The sequence below is a fragment of the Cobetia sp. 3AK genome (assembly GCF_029846335.1).
GTDB classification, from domain to species: domain Bacteria; phylum Pseudomonadota; class Gammaproteobacteria; order Pseudomonadales; family Halomonadaceae; genus Cobetia; species Cobetia marina.
This window is the reverse complement of sequence record NZ_JARWKR010000002.1, coordinates 253437-270760: the sequence shown is the minus strand read 5'-3', so window position 1 is coordinate 270760 and position 17324 is coordinate 253437. Positions and strand designations below refer to the sequence as shown.

The following is a 17324-nucleotide window of genomic DNA, read 5'->3' as shown; positions in this document are numbered from 1 at the left end:
ATGGGGGCTTGCGCATTCACAGAGGGAGGCATGACGTCAGGCAGGAGACATCGGCTCAGATACGCAGACCGCCATCACATTCGATCACGCGCCCCGTGAAGTAATCATTGTCGAAGATGAAGGCCACGCTGCCCGCGATGTCTTCCGGACGTCCCAGATCACGCATCGGGATGCCACTCTTGATCTTGTCGAGCATCTCCGGCTTCATGCCGGCGGTCATTTCAGTGGCGATGAAGCCCGGTGCCACGGCACCGACACGAATCTTGTAGCGCGCCAGCTCCTTGGCCCAGGTGACGCTCATCGCGGCGACACCCGCCTTGGCTGCGGTGTAATTGCTCTGCCCCATGTTGCCGGCGCGCGAGATGCTGGAGATGTTGACGATCACGCCCGGCTGACCGGCCTCGATCATCTGACTGGCGGCTTCACGCGTGCACAGGAAGACACCGGTCAGATTGACATCGATGACCTGCTGCCAGCTGGACAGCGACATGGTCTTCTCCACGACTCCATCACGCGCCTTGATCAGCAGACCATCGCGGGTAATGCCGGCATTGTTGACCAGACCACTCACCGGGCCCAGCGCCGCCTTGATGGCAGAGAAGGCTTGCGTGACGGAGGCCTCGTCCGCGACGTCGGTCACGAAGCCCTGCGCCTTGATGCCCGCCGCTTCCAGGCTCGAGACAGCGTCATCCAGACCGCCCTGTTCGATATCCAGCAGCGCTAGCACGGCGCCCTTCTCACCCAGATGTCGCGCCATGGCCAGCCCCAGCCCACGAGCGCCGCCCGTAATCGCGATGACCTTGTCGTCAAGCTTCATGTCCCGTCTCCCAGGTTGTCTGCCGACAGCGAGAAATGCCTGCCGGGTGCGAGGCCCGCATGCCGTACGAGCGTCACGATCAATGTGTCGAGTGTCCCGCACCGCGTCCATCCGCGTGTGCCACCGTGACTGGAGCTGTCACGGATGACGAACGCTGCAGGCTCACGGTGAATCTGCATGACGCAGTGCAACAGATTGCGACGTGTCCTGCCTCAACGCTGGCCCAACCGGCCAACGCAACCGGTCTCGTCATCAACGTAGCGGCCTGCAGGCGGGTGCTGATGCGACGTGCCCGCGTCCTTTCCGGCCGCCATGGGGCCCGCCTGGTCAGGCGTATCGTTGCCACCTTCGGACACTTGAGACATCCGTCGCGCCTGACACGGTATCACTCGCTGTCATTGTGCACTGCAACATCCAGCATGGCACCGCTCTACCACCAGCGCCAGCCATCCACGTCGGCCGGCATGAGCCTTTCATGACACCGATTCGACTGTTCCCCATCCTGCTGCTGGTTTACCCTTGACGCATTGGTGCAAGCTGCCATTTACCGGATTCGGGAGAGACGATGCCCATACTGCTAGTGATTACCCTGTTCGGGTTATTGGATTTCGTGGTGCTGTTCAGTCTTGGCAGCCAGATAGGGCTGTTGCCGACGCTGGCACTGGTACTGATCACCGGCGCCGTGGGCCTGCATCTGATTCGACGCGAAGGTCGCGCGACATTGATGCGTGCTCAGGAGCGCCTGCAACGTGGCGAGATGCCCTCCGGCGAACTGATGGAAGGCGCGGCGCTGATCTTCGGTGGCGCGCTGCTCATGGCACCGGGATTTCTCTCGGATGGCCTGGGGCTGCTCTGCCTGCTGCCGGCCTCGCGTGGACTGCTGACCCGAGGCCTGAGCGGCAACAACGTCATCGCACGCTTCTTCAAGGGTCGCTTCTCCGCACAGAGTCAGTCACGTCAGACGCACTCCGGCAACTGGCAGTCCACGGATCACGGCACTGCCCAGCAGGAGGAGCCACAGCGCGAATCAGGCCGCGCCAATAGCGGTGACAAGGGTGGGCAGCCGCTGGAAGGCGATTACATCAGCCGCGATGAGCCACGTCTGTAGGCCGGCATCGCGCCTCGACAGGCAAAGAGCCCGACGAGCCCCCACTGCATGATGATGATCAAAGCCCGGTACGGGAGCCCATCTCCCCTGCCGGGCTTTTCGTTGCCATGCATGGCCGCGCTGCGCAACGCGCCTCATCGCTGACACCTAGTACCAATGGACGTCATTCACCGTCGGGCGTCCACATGCCAGAGGCGTATGGCTCAGATACACTCAACTGCTTGATTCAACTCACAGTAGTGCATCGGGATAGTCGGCACCTCAAGTGCGTGCCTTTCAGGCGACGCAGTTGATGACGAGATTTGAAATTTTTTTATGTTCGCCTACTTGAAAGCTGTCCTCTCGCCACCATAAAAGCGGTGCAATGGATAACGGCCTCGCCTCTGCGAGGCCCAACACTCGGTAGGCAACCCCATTGAACGCCAGACGTGCCGGCAAAGACCGGCAGATGGCGGGATTTACCATCAGGAGAACGTGAGCAATGAACATCCGTCCCTTGCACGATCGCGTCGTGGTCCGTCGCGTGGAAGAAGAACAGAAAACTGCAGGTGGCATCGTTCTGCCCGGCAGCGCTCAGGAAAAGCCGACGCGCGGTGAAATTCTTGCCGCCGGCAACGGCCGCATCCTCGAGAACGGTGAAGTTCGCCCGCTTGACGTGAAAGTCGGCGACACCGTCATCTTCAAGGATGGCTACGGCGTCGAGAAGCAGAAGATCGACGGCGAAGAAGTGCTGATCATGAGCGAGAGCGACATCCTCGCCGTGGTGGAAGGCTGATTTCCAGCGTTTCCGGTTTAAATGCTACGACTTACTGATTAAAGGTAGAGATAACAATGGCTGCAAAAGACGTTCGTTTCTCCGATGATGCTCGCAAGCGCATGGCGCGTGGTGTCAATGTCCTGGCGGATGCCGTCAAGACTACCCTCGGCCCGAAAGGCCGCAACGTGGTGCTGGAAAAATCCTTCGGCGCACCGACCGTGACCAAGGACGGTGTGTCCGTCGCCAAGGAAATCGAGCTGAAGGATCGCTTCGAGAACATGGGCGCCCAGATGGTCAAGGAAGTCGCTTCCAAGACTTCCGACGTCGCGGGTGACGGCACCACCACCGCCACCGTGCTGGCTCAGTCCATCGTCAATGAAGGCCTGAAGGGCGTGACCGCCGGCATGAACCCGATGGACCTGAAGCGCGGCATCGACAAGGCCGTCATCGAAGCCGTCAAGGCCGTGCGTGAGCTGTCCGTGCCGTGCACCGACACCAAGGCCATCGCCCAGGTCGGTACCATCTCCGCCAATGGCGACTCTCGCATCGGCGAGATCATCGCGGAAGCGATGGAGAAGGTCGGCAAGGAAGGCGTCATCACCGTCGATGAAGGCCGTGGCTTCGAAGACGAGCTGGAAGTCGTCGAAGGCATGCAGTTCGACCGTGGCTACCTGTCTCCGTACTTCGTCACCAACCAGGACACCATGGCGGTCGAGCTCGAAGACCCGTACATCCTGCTGGTCGACAAGAAGATCTCCAACATCCGCGAACTGCTGCCGGTGCTGGAAGGCGTCGCCAAGTCCGGCAAGCCGCTGGCGATCGTCGCCGAAGACATCGAAGGCGAAGCGCTGGCGACTCTGGTCGTCAACACCATGCGCGGTATCGTCAAGGTCGCGGCCGTCAAGGCGCCGGGCTTCGGTGATCGTCGCAAGGCCATGCTGCAGGACATCGCTGTCCTGACCGGCGGCACCGTGATTTCCGAAGAAGTCGGCCTCAACCTCGAGCAGGCCAACCTGGACCACTTGGGCACCGCCAAGCGCGTGACCATGTCCAAGGAAAACACCACCATCATCGATGGCGCCGGCAACGAAGGCGATATCGAAGCTCGTGTCTCCCAGATCCGCGCGCAGATCGAGGAAACCTCCTCTGACTACGACCGCGAGAAGCTGCAGGAGCGTGTCGCCAAGCTGGCCGGCGGTGTTGCCGTCATCCGCGTCGGTGCTGCTACCGAAGTCGAAATGAAAGAGAAGAAGGCTCGCGTCGAAGACGCCCTGCACTCCACTCGTGCAGCCGTCGAGGAAGGTGTCGTGCCTGGCGGTGGTACCGCCCTGGTTCGCGTCCTCAACCAGCTGACCGAGCTGAAAGGCGACAACGAAGACCAGACTCACGGTATCGCCATCGCGCTGCGCGCCATGGAAGCGCCGCTGCGTCAGATCGTCACCAACGCTGGCGAAGAAGCCTCCGTCGTGCTGAACAACGTCAAGGCAGGTGAAGGCAACTACGGTTACAACGCCTCCACCGGTGTCTACGGCGACATGTTCGAGATGGGCGTGCTGGACCCGGCCAAGGTGACGCGTTCTGCCCTGCAGTCCGCAGCCTCGATCGGCGGCCTGATGATCACCACCGAATGCATGATCGCCGAAGACCCGGAAGACAAGGCAGCTGCCGGCGGCGGCGACATGGGTGGCATGGGCGGAATGGGTGGCATGGGCGGCATGATGTAAGCCAGCCTCCCCCACGACTCACCCGTCGTGACCCGAACCGCTCCTGCGCAAGCAGGGGCGGTTTTTTCATGCCTGACATTCACGCTCCCCGCCGTGACATGCCTCGCTTGCACGGCGCAGGCCGCTACCTGACTCCTCTCGCCCGTCACGCTACACTAGGCGCCACTTTTTTGCGGCGACCTGAGACATTGCCTCTTCGTGATGACAGTGCATGACGCTGGCAGTACACGAGGCTGGCAGCGCATTGACGCCCACGATCAATGACGACAACCGCTCAGGCCGCGCGCCTCGCTTGCCCAGGATCTTCTTCTCATGACTGATACCTCCAGCTCTGCCTCGAGCCCTGCCACCCTCGACAATGTGCGTGTCGTGCTGGTGCAGACCTTCCATCCCGGCAATATCGGCGCTACCGCTCGCGCCATCCTGACCATGGGCATCAAGGACCTGGTACTGGTCAACCCGCGCTGCTTCCCCGATGAGGAAGCCACACGCATGGCCAGCGGCGCCGCGGAGCTTCTGGAAAACGCCCGCGTGGTCGAGCATCTCGAAGACGCCGTCAATGACTGCCAGCTGGTCATCGGTGCCAGTGCCCGCCTGCGCAGTCTGCCGCTGCCTCACTTCGATGAGCCGAGCGAGATGGCCGCGCGCGTCATCGATACCGCCCAGGATGGCAAGGTGGCGCTGGTGTTCGGCCGTGAACGCTTCGGGCTGACCAACGAGGAGATCGGCTGCTGCACGCACCAGGTGTCCATCCCCACCAACCCCGACTACGGCATCCTCAATGTCTCCCAGGCCGTACAGGTACTCGCCCACGAGTGTCGCAGCGCCTGGCGTCGCACCCTGGAGCCGACCAGTGAGGCTCCGGTCGCGCGTCGTGAGGATGACCAGCTGCCGACCCGCGAGCAGCTCGGCCACTTCCACGAGCACCTCGGCCGTGCCCTGCGCGGTTCCGGCTTCCTCAATCAACCGCACTCACAGACCGAAGAGCGTCTGCGTGCACTGTTTGCCCGCGCCGAACCGACACGCCGTGAGCTGTCCATCCTGCGCGGCATGCTGGCCAACCTGGAACGCCAGACCGCGGCCGCTGAAGCCACCAAGCCCGATCAGAGCGAGAACGACTAGACCACGCAGGGCTGGGCGGGGATGGACCAATCAAGAGACGATGGGGCCGGCAACGACTGGTGCTTGGTCTGCTGGCCCGACCCGCCAATCCCACAGGCAGACTGTCAGCTCGACGTCATCGTCCTGACATGGATCAAGGCGCACGCTTGAACATCGTCCAGACTGTAGTGGTCACGACGATGACTCGCGACGGAAGGTGGCAGGGGCACGCAGACCCCGCCGCCCCTGTCGCCACCTCAGGCAAAGACTCCCGATGAGTGCGCGACAGCTCGCCACGAGAGGCGTCACGCCTGACCCTTGCAATGATGTTCATTGAACTCAAGGAGCGCCCACCATGACTCAGACAGCCTCTCTCAGCCCTCAGCAACTGGCCCGCGACATCCAGCAACTGGAAAAGCGCCTGCATCAGATCGATCCGACAGCGCAGCCGGCACAGTACCGCAGCCTCTACTGCACCATCTCCCTGCGCCAGATGCAGCTTCTCGCCCAGAACAGTCAGCGCGTGGACTCCGGGCATTCTCTCGCCAGCGGAATCAACCGGTAACGTCCGCACAGCGAGGACAGGGTGCACAGGCACGATCTCTGCACTTCCCGGACACGCTCTCTGGACACAAAAAAACCGCCACCCCGAAGGGTGGCGGTTTTTTTCGTTCCTGCGCATGACATGCGTCGTGTGCAGGATACCGATTCGGAGACGCTGAGGTGGCAACCAGAGGCATGTCACCTCAGCGTGGATCCGGACATCCCGCCTCACGAGGAAGCGGAATGTCTCGGGATCACTCCTGACCCAGCTGCTGCTTGATCAGGTCACCGATGGTCGTCGGGCCGTTGCTCTCGACTTCCTGGGTACGCGGCTTGGCAGCATCGCGACGCGGTGCTTCCACCTGGTCCTTGGACTTGACGGACAGGTTGATCAGGCGGCTCTTGCGATCCACACCGACGATCTTGGCTTCGACAGCATCGCCGACGCTCAGGACGTTGCGTGCGTCTTCGACACGATCAGCGCTGATTTCAGACGCCTTCAGGATGGCGATGACGTCAGTGGCCAGCTCGACCTGAACTTCCTTGGCGTCGATGTCGACAACACGACCGGACACGATGGCGCCCTTGTCGTTGACGGCCAGGTATTCAGAGACCGGATCGCTCTCGAGCTGCTTGATGCCCAGAGAAATGCGCTCACGTTCCGGATCGATGGACAGGATGACCGCTTCAGCTTCTTCACCCTTCTTGTAACGACGCACGGCTTCTTCGCCAGCTTCGTTCCAGGAGATGTCAGACAGGTGAACCAGGCCGTCGATGCCGCCTTCCAGACCGATGAAGATACCGAAGTCAGTGATTGACTTGATGGTACCGGAGACACGGTCGCCCTTGTTGTGCTTGCCGCTGAAGTCTTCCCACGGGTTGGTGGTGCACTGCTTGATACCCAGGGAGATACGACGACGCTCTTCGTCGATGTCCAGAATCATCACTTCCACGTCATCGCCGACATTGACGACCTTGGACGGGTGGATGTTCTTGTTGGTCCAATCCATTTCGGACACGTGGACCAGACCTTCGACGCCCTCTTCCAGCTCGGCGAAGCAGCCGTAGTCGGTGAGGTTGGTGACGCGTGCGTTGATCTTGGCGCCTTCCGGGTAGCGAGCCTTGATGTTGACCCACGGATCTTCACCCAGCTGCTTGAGACCCAGAGACACACGGTTGCGCTCGCGGTCGAACTTCAGCACCTTGACGTTGATCTCGTCGCCGACAGCAACGATCTCGGACGGATGCTTGATGCGCTTCCAGGCCATGTCGGTGATGTGCAGCAGGCCGTCAACGCCGCCGAGGTCGACGAAGGCGCCGTAGTCGGTCAGGTTCTTGACGATACCCTGAATCTGCTGACCTTCCTGCAGAGTGGCCAGGAGGGCTTCACGCTCAGCGCTGTTCTCGGCTTCGAGGACGGCACGACGAGACACGACAACGTTGTTGCGCTTGGCGTCGAGCTTGATGACCTTGAAGTCCAGTTCCTTGTTCTCGAGGTGGGCGGTGTCGCGCACAGGGCGGACATCGACCAGAGAACCCGGCAGGAAGGCACGGATGGTGTTGATGTCGACGGTAAAGCCACCTTTGACCTTGCCGTTGATCACGCCCTTGACGATCTCGTCCTTCTCGAAGGCGGCTTCCAGCTCTTTCCACGCTTCGGCACGCTTGGCCTTCTCGCGGGACAGGCGGGTCTCACCGAAGCCATCTTCGACGGCTTCCAGCGCGACCATGACTTCGTCGCCGATGCTGATGGACAGCTGGCCACTTTCGTCACGGAACTGTTCAGACGGAATCTGACCTTCAGATTTCAGACCGGCATTGACAGTGATCCAGTCGCCATCGATATCGACGATGGTAGCGGACACGATTGCGCCCGGCTCCATGTTGATGTCCTGGAGTGACTGTTCAAATAAATCAGCAAAGCTCTCGCTCATGGTATTCCTACATGATCAACGTTTGGGGCGGCTTGCACCGCAGTCTCCGTACCACCAGCAAGCACGGGCCATATCTACATATCCCCGGGGGCGTTGACGCTGGTTCGAGATACACCGGCTTTCCGCTTGCCGCCGATGCACCCCATGACACCTGGCCGGGGGGTTGATGACACCGCAGTGTCATCTGGGTCGTGCCTTGTCCTGCGTCTCCGCTCGCAGAGCGAGCGAAGCCTGCCACTGCCCGGCCCGAAGGCCTTGATGCAGCAGCAGGCTATCAATCGATTGTCCTGACACAACAGGTACGCTTGCCGATGAAGGCCACGGACATGCCGTTTCAGCGTTCCGCCACCAGGCCATACTCGACCAGCAGCTGCTGGATGCGCTCGACCACCTGCTCGATGTCGAGATCCGTCGTATCGAGGATCACGCCATCATCTGCCGGCTTGAGCGGGGCGACTGCCCGGCCCATGTCGCGTGCATCGCGCGCCTGTATTTCTGTCAAAAGGCTCGAAATATTAGCATCCACACCCGCTTCCTGCAACTGGGCATGACGTCTGCGCGCACGTTCCTCGGCCGAGGCGGTGAGGAAGATCTTGAGCGGCGCCTCGGTGAAGACCACCGTGCCCATGTCGCGACCGTCGGCCACCAGGCCCGGCGCACGCGCGAAGGCACGCTGACGTGCCAGCAGTGCGGTGCGCACGCGCGGCTGGGCCGCGATGATGGAGGCGTTGTTGCCGACCGTCTCGAGACGGATGTCACGCGTGACGTCTTCACCCTCGAGAATCACGCGAGTGGCATCCCCCTCGGCATCGAACTGGACATCGAGGTGCTCGGCGATGGTGGCCACCGCGGACTCGTCCTCCAAGGCCACACCGTGACGCTCGGCAGCCAGAGCCGTCAGGCGATACAGCGCACCGGAGTCCAGCAGGTGCCAGCCCAGGCTCGCCGCGACCAGACGGCTGATGGTGCCCTTGCCGGCCCCGCCGGGGCCATCGAGGGTCAGCACCGGCTCATCGCTCACCTGGCTGTGATGCGGAGTCGCTTCACCACTCATGACGCCTCCTGTCCGGGTGCCACGGCACCGAGGTTCTCGACCTGCATGCCGACTTCACTGGCCAGCGCCACGAAGTTCGGGAAGGAGGTCGCGACATTGGCACAATCATCGATCAGTATTTCGCCCTGCGCACGCAGCGCCGCCACGCTGAAGGCCATCGCGATACGGTGGTCACCGTGACTGTCGACCAGACCGCCACCGTAGGCACCGCCACGGATGTCGATACCGTCGGCGACGACTTCGTGCTCGACACCGATCTGCGCCAGACCGTCCGCCATCACCTGGATGCGGTCGGATTCCTTGACGCGCAGCTCCTCGGCGCCACGCAGGCGGGTCATGCCCTCGGCATTGGCCGCCGCGATGAACAGCGCCGGGAACTCGTCGATGGCCAGCGGGACCTGATCTTCCGGGATGTCGATCCCCTTGAGCGGCGCATAGCGGATGTGCAGGTCCGCCACCGGCTCACCGCCGACTTCACGCTCGTTGGAGATGCTCAGATCGGCGCCCATCGCCTTGAGGATGTTGATCACGCCGATGCGCGTCGGGTTGATGCCGACGTGCTCCAGCACCAGATCGGCACCCGGCGTGATGGCCGCGGCGACCAGGAAGAAGGTCGCGGAGGAGATGTCGGCCGGCACGTCGATCGGGCAGGCCTCGAGGCTGCCACCACCGGTCAGCCATGCCTCGGCGCCCTGACGCTCGACCTTGTAGCCGAAGCCGTTGAGCATGCGCTCGGTGTGATCACGCGTCGGTGCCGGCTCGATGGCGCGGGTCTCGCCTTCGGCGTAGAGACCGGCCAGCAGCAGGCAGGACTTGACCTGAGCGGACGCCATCGGCATCTCGTAGCGGATCCCCTTGAGCGGCTGACCACCGTGGATACGCAGCGGCGGACGGCCATTCTCGGCGGTATCGATCACCGCGCCCATCTCGCGCAGCGGGTTGGCGACGCGGTCCATCGGGCGCTTGGTCAGCGAGGCATCACCGGTCAGCTCGGTATCGAAGGCCTGACCGGCCAGCAGACCGGCGAACAGACGCATCGCGGTGCCGGAGTTGCCGACATACAGCGGGCCCGGCGGCTGCTTCAGGCCGTTGAGGCCCACGCCATGAATGGTCACACGACCCTGATGCGGGCCTTCGATGACCACGCCCATGTCGCGGAAGGCCTGCAGCGTGGCCAGGCTGTCTTCACCCTCGAGGAAGCCCTCGACCTCGGTCACACCGTTCGCCAGCGCGCCCAGCATGATGGAGCGATGTGACATGGACTTGTCACCCGGCACACGAATGCGCCCCTGAACCTGCCCACCCGGCAGTGCACGGTACCGCACGTTCTGCTGTTCCATTGTCTGATAACTCGTCTGTTTCAATAGGGTATTGAAGTAGTGTCGAGCGTGGCTGGCGCGGGTGAATATCCCCAGCATCGCCTCGCCATCGCCCGCGGTCACGGCAGCACGCACTCGCGCTACCCCGGCCTCGAATTCATCCAGCGCCTCCAGCACCGCATCGCGGTTGGCCAGATAGACGTCACGCCACATCACCGGGTCACTGCCCGCGATACGCGTGAAGTCGCGGAAACCGCCCGCCGCGTAGCGGAAGATCTCCAGGCGCTCATCCTGACGCGCCAGGCTGTCCACCAGCGAGAACGCCAGCAGATGCGGCAGATGGCTGGTGCGTGCCAGAACCTCGTCGTGGCGTGCCACGCTCATGTCCAGCAGCTGAGCACCACACACCGACCACATGGCGGCCACGCGTGCCACGGCCTCGGGATCACTATCCGGTTCCGGCGTCAGAATCACCTTGTGATCGCGATAGAGCTCGGGATTGGACGCCGCCACCCCGCTCTTCTCGGAACCGGCGATCGGATGCCCGAGCACCAGATTCGGCGGCATGTGACCGAACACGCCGATCGCCGCGTCGCGGATCGCGCCCTTGGTGCTGCCGACATCGGTGACCACCGCATCATCGTCCAGCAGCGGTGCGATCTCCGCCATCACGCCCTGCATCGCCATCACCGGCACGCACAGCACCACCAGCGAGGCGCCGGGCACCAGCCCAGCCAGCTGAGTACTGCCGCCATCGATCAGCTTCATGCGCTGACCGAGGCAGATCTCGTTGGAATCCCGATCACAGGCGAGAATCTCGCCGCGATGACCCGCCGCACGCAATGCGGCGGCAAGCGAGCCACCGATCAACCCCAGCCCGACCAGCAGGATACGCCGCTCGCCGGCCAGCCGCTCCGAGGACAGCATGTCCGCCGCCGCGCCAGTCACTGCCTGTTCCGACTCGCTCACAGCACACCGACCGGGTAGGACCCGAGCACCTTGACGTCCGCCGCGCACTGACGCAGCTCTTCCAGCGTCTCCGTGATGAGCGGATCATCACGGTGGCCACGGAAGTCGATGAAGAAGACATAGTTCCAGGCACCCGAGCGCGACGGCCGCGTCTCGACACGGGTCAGATCGATCTGGTGGCGATGGAACGGTGCCAGCAGGTCATGCAGCGCGCCCGGCTGGTTGCGCATCGCCACCACGATGGACGTCTTGTCATCGCCGGACGCCGGCACCGAGCTGTCGCCGATGATCAAGAAACGCGTGGAGTTGTCGGGGCTGTCCTCGATCTTCTCCTCGACCTTCTCCAGCTCATAGAGCTTGGCCGCCATGTCACCGGCAATCGCCGCACTGTGCCACTCGGTGCGCACCTGACGCGCGGCCTCGGCATTCGAGGACACCGCGATGCGCTCGGCGTGCGGGAAGTGGGCATCCAGCCACTTGCGGCACTGGGCCAGCGACTGGGCGTGGGAATAGATGCGCGAGATCTTCTCGCGACGCGTATTCGGGCCCACCAGCAGGTGATGGTGAATGCGCAGCACCACTTCGCCGGAGATCTTGAGCTGCGAGCCCATGAACGAATCCAGCGTGTGATTGATGACGCCCTCGGTGGAGTTTTCCACCGGCACCACGCCGTACTGCACCGCGCCGGCTTCCACTTCGCGGAACACCTCGTCGATGGCGGCCATCGGCTTGGTCACGGCGCTGTCACCGAAGTGCTTGAGCGCGGCCTGCTGGGTAAAGGTGCCTTCCGGGCCGAGATAGGCCAGACGAATCGGCTGCTCCAGCGCCAGACAGGCGGACATGATCTCGCGGAACAGACGCGCCATCTCCTCGCCCTTCAGCGGGCCGGGGTTGTCGGCCATGATACGGCGCAACACCTGGGCTTCACGCTCAGGACGATAGAACTGCACCTGGCCATCCTCGCCCACGTCACCGGCCGCCATCTTGACCTCGGCCACCTGCTGCGCACAGCCCGCCCGCTCGCTGATCAGGCGCAGCAGCTCGCTGTCGATGGTATCGATGCGCTGACGTAGCTCGTCCAGCGTGACCGCCTTGGCAGCCACCTGCGGCGCAGGATTCTGCTTGGAATCCGTCATCTCACCTCTCCCTTAGCCGTGACGACGCGCAAAGTCGCCCATGAAGTCCACCAGCGCAGTGACGGCAGCTTCCGGCACGGCGTTGTAGAGACTGGCACGCATGCCACCGACACTGCGGTGACCGGCCAGGTTGAGCAGACCCGCCCCCTCGGACTCGGCAAGGAAGGTCTTGTCGAGACGATCATCGGCCAGCACGAACGGCACGTTCATGCGTGAACGGTTCTCGGTGACGATCGGATTGGAGTAGAAGTCGTTGCCGTCGATGGCCGCATAAAGTGCCTGCGCCTTGCGATCATTGATCGCATTCATGGCATCGAGACCCCCGACCTCATCCTTCAGCCACTCGAACACCAGGCCTGAGAGATACCAGGCATAGGTCGGCGGGGTGTTGAACATGGAGCCCGCCTCGGCGGCCGTCTTCCAGTTCAGCATGGTCGGGCAGTCCTTGCGCGCACGCTCGAGCAGATCTTCACGCACGATGACCAGCGTCAGACCCGCCGGACCGATGTTCTTCTGGGCACCGGCATAGATGACACCGAAACGGCTGACATCCAGCGGCCCCGACAGGATGGAAGACGACATGTCACACACCAGCGGCACGCCATCCGCTGCCACCTCGGGAATGTAGTCGAACTCGAGGCCGCCGATGGTCTCGTTGGCGGTGTAGTGCAGATAGCCCACATCACCCGAGAGCTGGATCGCATTCTGACGCGGCACGGCAATCAGGCCATTGCTTTCGCTGGAGGCGGCCACATGGCTGCCCACGGCCAGATGCTCGGCTTCCTTGATCGCCTTCTTGCCCCAGATACCGGTATAGAGATAGTTGGCGCTGCCACCCTCACCCAGCAGGTTCAGAGGCACCCCCGCGAACTGGGTGGAAGCGCCGCCCTGCATGAACAGCACGCGATAGTGGGACGGAATGTCGAGCAGTTCGCGCAGATCCGCCTCGGCCTTCTCGGCGATGGCCACGAAGTCGTCGGAGCGATGACTCATCTCCATGACGGACAGTCCGCGGCCCTGATAATCCAGCATCTCGGCGCGTGCGCGTTCCAGGACAGCGGTCGGCAGTGCAGCAGGACCGGCGCAGAAATTGAACTTGCGTGTCATGTCGTCTTAATTCCCGAAAGTGAAGCGACCGCCCCGAAGGCGGTCGCAATCCAGCGTCTTATTCCACGTCTGTCGGCGGGGTATCCGTCGACTCGGCAGCGTCTCCCGCCTGCACCTGTTCATCGGTGCTCAGCGCGTCCTTCTTGCCTTCTTCCTGACCCTCGACGTCGTGAGCGACCGTACCGTCTTCGTCGATCACCACGACATCTTCCGGCTCGTCGACACGCACCGTGGTCACCAGTCGCTCCTCTTCCGCCGTGCGGATCAGGGTCACGCCCTGAGTGTTGCGCGAGGTGATGGACACCTCGGCCACACGGGTCCGCACCAGGGTGCCGCGGTCGGTGATCAGCATCAGTTCATCGTTGTCGCTGACCTGAACCGCGCTGACCAGATCGCCGTTGCGCTCGCTGGTCTGCATCGCGATCACGCCCTGGCCACCGCGGCCACGCAGCGGGAACTCTTCCAGGCGCGTACGCTTGCCGTAGCCATTGGCCGAGGCCGTCAGGATGTAGCACTGCGGCACCTCACCGGTCGCGACGCCTTCATCCGTCGCGACATCAGTGGCTGCCACATCAGCACTCTCGACGCCATCCGCCGTCACATCCAGCGAATCATCGACGTCAGCCTCGTTGTCATCGATGGCCGTGGTGCGCGGGATGATCAGGCTGATGACCTGAGCATCGCCGATCAGACGCATGCCGCGCACACCGCGAGCGGTACGGCCCATGACACGCACGTTCTGCTCCTCGAAGCGGATCGCCTTGCCGTTGGACGACAGCAGCATGACGTGGTCGGAGCCGGAAGTGATGTCGGCGCCGATCAGACGGTCGCCTTCCTCGATGTCCAGCGCGATCAGACCGACGCTGCGCGGACGCGAGAACTGGCTCAGCGCCGTACGCTTGACCGTGCCGTTGGCCGTGGCGAAGAAGATGTAGCTGTCGGCGGCGTAATCACGCACCGGCAGGATGGTGGTCACCCACTCGCCTTCCGCCAGCGGAATCAGGTTGACCAGCGGCTTGCCGCGCGAACCACGCGAGGCCTGCGGCATCTCGTAGACCTTGAGCCAGTACACCTTGCCCTTGTTGGAGAACAGCAGCACGGTGTCATGGGTCGAGGCGACCAGCAGGTGCTCGATGACATCCTCGTCCTTCATCGCGGTGGCGGACTTGCCGCGGCCACCACGCTTCTGGGCCTGGTAGTCAGACAGCGGCTGGGTCTTGGCATAACCGCTGCGCGAGACCGTCACCACCATGTCTTCCTCGTTGATGAGGTCTTCGATGGTCAGGTCACGACGGCTGGTCATGATCTCGGTGCGGCGCTCATCGGCGTACTGGGCACGCACTTCGCGCAGCTCTTCGCGGATGACTTCCATCAGGCGATCGGCAGAGGACAGGATCTCCATCAGCTCGGCGATGCGCTCGAGGATGGAGGAGTACTCGGCCAGCAGCTTCTCGGTCTCGAGACCGGTCAGGCGATGCAGGCGCAGCTCGAGGATGGCCTGGGCCTGGGCCGGCGACAGACGATAATGCCTGGCATCTTCAGACAGCCCCAGACCTTCCGGCAGGTCTTCCGGACGGCAGGAAGTGGCACCGGCGCGCTCGAGCATCTCGACCACCTGACCCGGCTGCCATTCACGATCGATCAGCTTTTCCTTGGCTTCCGCCGCACTCGGCGAGCCCTTGATCAGCTCGATCACCTCATCGATGTTCGAGATCGCCACCGCCAGACCTTCAAGAATGTGGCCGCGTTCGCGCGCCTTCTTGAGTTCGAACAGCGTACGACGGGTGACGACTTCACGACGGTGACGCACGAAGGATTCCAGAATCTGCTTGAGATTCAGGATCTTCGGTTGACCTTCGTGCAGCGCGACCATGTTGATGCCGAAGACGGTCTCGAGCTGGGTCTGGGAGAAGAGGTTGTTGACGACCACTTCACCGGATTCGCCACGCTTGGTCTCGATGACCACGCGCAGACCGTCCTTGTCGGACTCGTCACGCAGCTCGGCGATGCCCTCGATCTTCTTGTCCTTGACCAGTTCGGCGATCTTCTCGATCAGACGCGCCTTGTTCACCTGGTAGGGAAGCTCGGTGATGATGATGTGGTCACGACCGCTCTTGTCGTGGTGCTCGATGGTATGCACGGCACGCACATAGATGCGACCACGGCCGGTGCGATAGGCATCGAGGATGCCGGCACGGCCGTTGATGATGCCCGCGGTCGGGAAGTCCGGCCCCGGGATGTATTCCATCAGTTCATCGATGGTCAGGTCGCCGTTGTCGATCAGCGCCAGACAGCCATCGATGACCTCGCCCATGTTGTGCGGCGGGATGTTGGTGGCCATGCCCACGGCGATACCGGAGGAGCCGTTGACCAGCAGGTTCGGGGTCTTGGTCGGCAACACGGCAGGAATGCGCTCGGTGCCGTCATAGTTGTCGACCCAGTCGACGGTGTCCTTCTCGAGGTCGGCCAGCAGCTCGTGCGCCAGGCGCGCCATGCGCACCTCGGTGTAACGCATCGCCGCGGCGCTGTCGCCATCGATGGAACCGAAGTTGCCCTGACCATCCACCAGCACATAACGCATGGAGAAGTGCTGGGCCATGCGGACGATGGTGTCATAGACCGCACTGTCACCGTGCGGGTGGTATTTACCGATCACATCGCCGACGACACGGGCGGATTTCTTGTAGGCCTTGTTCCAGTCATTGTTCAGTTCGTGCATCGCGAACAGCACGCGACGGTGAACCGGTTTGAGGCCATCGCGGACATCCGGCAAGGCACGCCCGATGATGACGCTCATCGCGTAATCGAGATACGACTGTTTGAGCTCGTCCTCGATGTTGACTGGCAGTATCTCTCTGGCGATCTCACCCATGATTCGTCAAATCCTTGAACTCAACTGTTGGCGCCACTGCGGCAGCGACAATGTTTCGGGGCAGCAACCGTATTTCGGGCAGCATCAGGTTTCGGTCGCTACTGCAGCGCGGCAGTGGCGTGAAGCGGACACGGGGTGCCAGCTCCGCGGCACCGAAGTGGCGGGATTATATCACTTGCGCGCTCACCTAGCAGCTCACACGAGCCCGCAAACGGATGTCAGTACGGTAGTACGGCCTCAAGGGCACGCGGCCCACTGCCGCGCCCCTGTCGCTGACAGCGCTCATTGCGGCTCGGGCGACAGCAATGATACCAGCAGCGTGCCGATTTCTCCCTCCAGCGGCATGGCCCGTCCGGTCTGGGTATTCATCAGCACGAAGGTGAAATCCGCGCGGGAGACCAGTGTGCCGGAGCGCGGATGCACCTCGCCCATGCGCGTCTCGCCCAGATGGATCTCCTGATGCATGATCATCTTGCGCCGCCCGACCCGAGCGAGTCGCGTGGTGATCACCAGCTCATCATGCACGGTGGCCGGATAATGCCAGTCCAGATTGACATTGACCGCCACCATCGCGATGCCCTCGCGCTTGAGGTCCGCCAGGTCCAGATGCGCGAGCATGAACTCCCAGCGCCCTTCTTCGTAGAACTCCAGATACCGGGCGTTGTTGACGTGCCCATAGCCATCCAGGTGATAACCTCGCACCGTCAGTGTCGTGCGACTGAAAGTGCCGGCGGTCTCATCGGCGGCGTCCTGTTGACGGCTGTCCTGTTGCATCCTTGCCTCCTGTGCGGGAAACGGATGAGCCTGCTCGGCCCTCGTCATCAGATCTTAGGCCGGGCACGAGCAGAAAAACAAACGCTTGGTTGAATGATGGCGCCTGCCC

13 protein-coding genes are annotated in these 17324 nt (G+C 62.7%); 5 read left to right on the top strand and 8 right to left on the bottom strand.

Annotation, left to right across the window (positions count from 1 at the left end; all coding sequences use genetic code 11):
* Positions 1 to 55 precede the first annotated feature (55 nt).
* The gene (locus tag QD228_RS03640) at positions 56 to 817 is read right to left on the bottom strand and encodes an SDR family oxidoreductase (protein ID WP_084208013.1); all 762 of its coding nucleotides are present in this window, start codon (positions 815 to 817) and stop codon (positions 56 to 58) included.
* A 565-nt stretch (positions 818 to 1382) separates the two neighbouring features.
* Between QD228_RS03640 and QD228_RS03635 the strand changes: the two genes are divergently transcribed.
* From QD228_RS03635 to QD228_RS03615, 5 genes are all read left to right on the top strand, one after another.
* Positions 1383 to 1925, top strand: coding sequence for an FxsA family protein (locus tag QD228_RS03635; RefSeq protein WP_077375219.1), 543 nt, complete (start codon positions 1383 to 1385; stop codon positions 1923 to 1925).
* A gap of 481 nt (positions 1926 to 2406) precedes the next feature.
* Positions 2407 to 2700 (top strand): co-chaperone GroES, encoded by a 294-nt coding sequence (locus tag QD228_RS03630; RefSeq protein WP_043331438.1) that lies wholly within the window; start codon positions 2407 to 2409, stop codon positions 2698 to 2700.
* A 56-nt stretch (positions 2701 to 2756) separates the two neighbouring features.
* A complete protein-coding gene (gene groL / locus QD228_RS03625) occupies positions 2757 to 4406 on the top strand; it encodes a chaperonin GroEL (RefSeq protein ID WP_065392449.1) in 1650 nt (549 codons plus the stop codon).
* Between the two features lie 312 nt (positions 4407 to 4718).
* A complete protein-coding gene (locus tag QD228_RS03620) occupies positions 4719 to 5528 on the top strand; it encodes an RNA methyltransferase (protein ID WP_271302152.1) in 810 nt (269 codons plus the stop codon).
* Positions 5529 to 5862: 334 nt separating this feature from the next.
* Entirely contained in the window at positions 5863 to 6072 is a 210-nt protein-coding gene (locus QD228_RS03615; protein ID WP_279874467.1) for a hypothetical protein, read from the top strand.
* Between the two features lie 232 nt (positions 6073 to 6304).
* Here the strand turns inward: QD228_RS03615 and rpsA are convergent, their stop codons facing one another.
* The 7 genes from rpsA to QD228_RS03580 all read right to left on the bottom strand — a co-directional run bounded on the left by rpsA (position 6305) and on the right by QD228_RS03580 (position 17215).
* Positions 6305 to 7984 carry a 30S ribosomal protein S1 gene (rpsA, locus tag QD228_RS03610; RefSeq protein WP_077375230.1) on the bottom strand — a complete coding sequence of 560 codons (1680 nt, stop codon included), beginning with the start codon at positions 7982 to 7984 and terminating at the stop codon, positions 6305 to 6307.
* A gap of 334 nt (positions 7985 to 8318) precedes the next feature.
* Positions 8319 to 9038 (bottom strand): (d)CMP kinase, encoded by a 720-nt coding sequence (gene cmk, locus QD228_RS03605; protein ID WP_084208009.1) that lies wholly within the window; start codon positions 9036 to 9038, stop codon positions 8319 to 8321.
* The gene (locus tag QD228_RS03600; protein WP_176493589.1) at positions 9035 to 11284 is read right to left on the bottom strand and encodes a bifunctional prephenate dehydrogenase/3-phosphoshikimate 1-carboxyvinyltransferase; all 2250 of its coding nucleotides are present in this window, start codon (positions 11282 to 11284) and stop codon (positions 9035 to 9037) included. The genes cmk and QD228_RS03600 overlap by 4 nt, the downstream gene beginning before the upstream one ends.
* Positions 11285 to 11322: 38 nt before the next feature.
* A complete protein-coding gene (gene pheA / locus QD228_RS03595) occupies positions 11323 to 12429 on the bottom strand; it encodes a prephenate dehydratase (protein WP_077375694.1) in 1107 nt (368 codons plus the stop codon).
* Positions 12430 to 12474: 45 nt separating this feature from the next.
* On the bottom strand, positions 12475 to 13569 hold the full coding sequence (gene serC / locus QD228_RS03590; protein WP_279874466.1) for a 3-phosphoserine/phosphohydroxythreonine transaminase: 1095 nt from the start codon (positions 13567 to 13569) through the stop codon (positions 12475 to 12477).
* Between the two features lie 58 nt (positions 13570 to 13627).
* Positions 13628 to 16441 (bottom strand): DNA gyrase subunit A, encoded by a 2814-nt coding sequence (gene gyrA, locus QD228_RS03585; protein ID WP_176503168.1) that lies wholly within the window; start codon positions 16439 to 16441, stop codon positions 13628 to 13630.
* Positions 16442 to 16723: 282 nt separating this feature from the next.
* Entirely contained in the window at positions 16724 to 17215 is a 492-nt protein-coding gene (locus QD228_RS03580; RefSeq protein ID WP_279874465.1) for a thioesterase family protein, read from the bottom strand.
* Between the last annotated feature and the right edge of the window lie 109 nt (positions 17216 to 17324).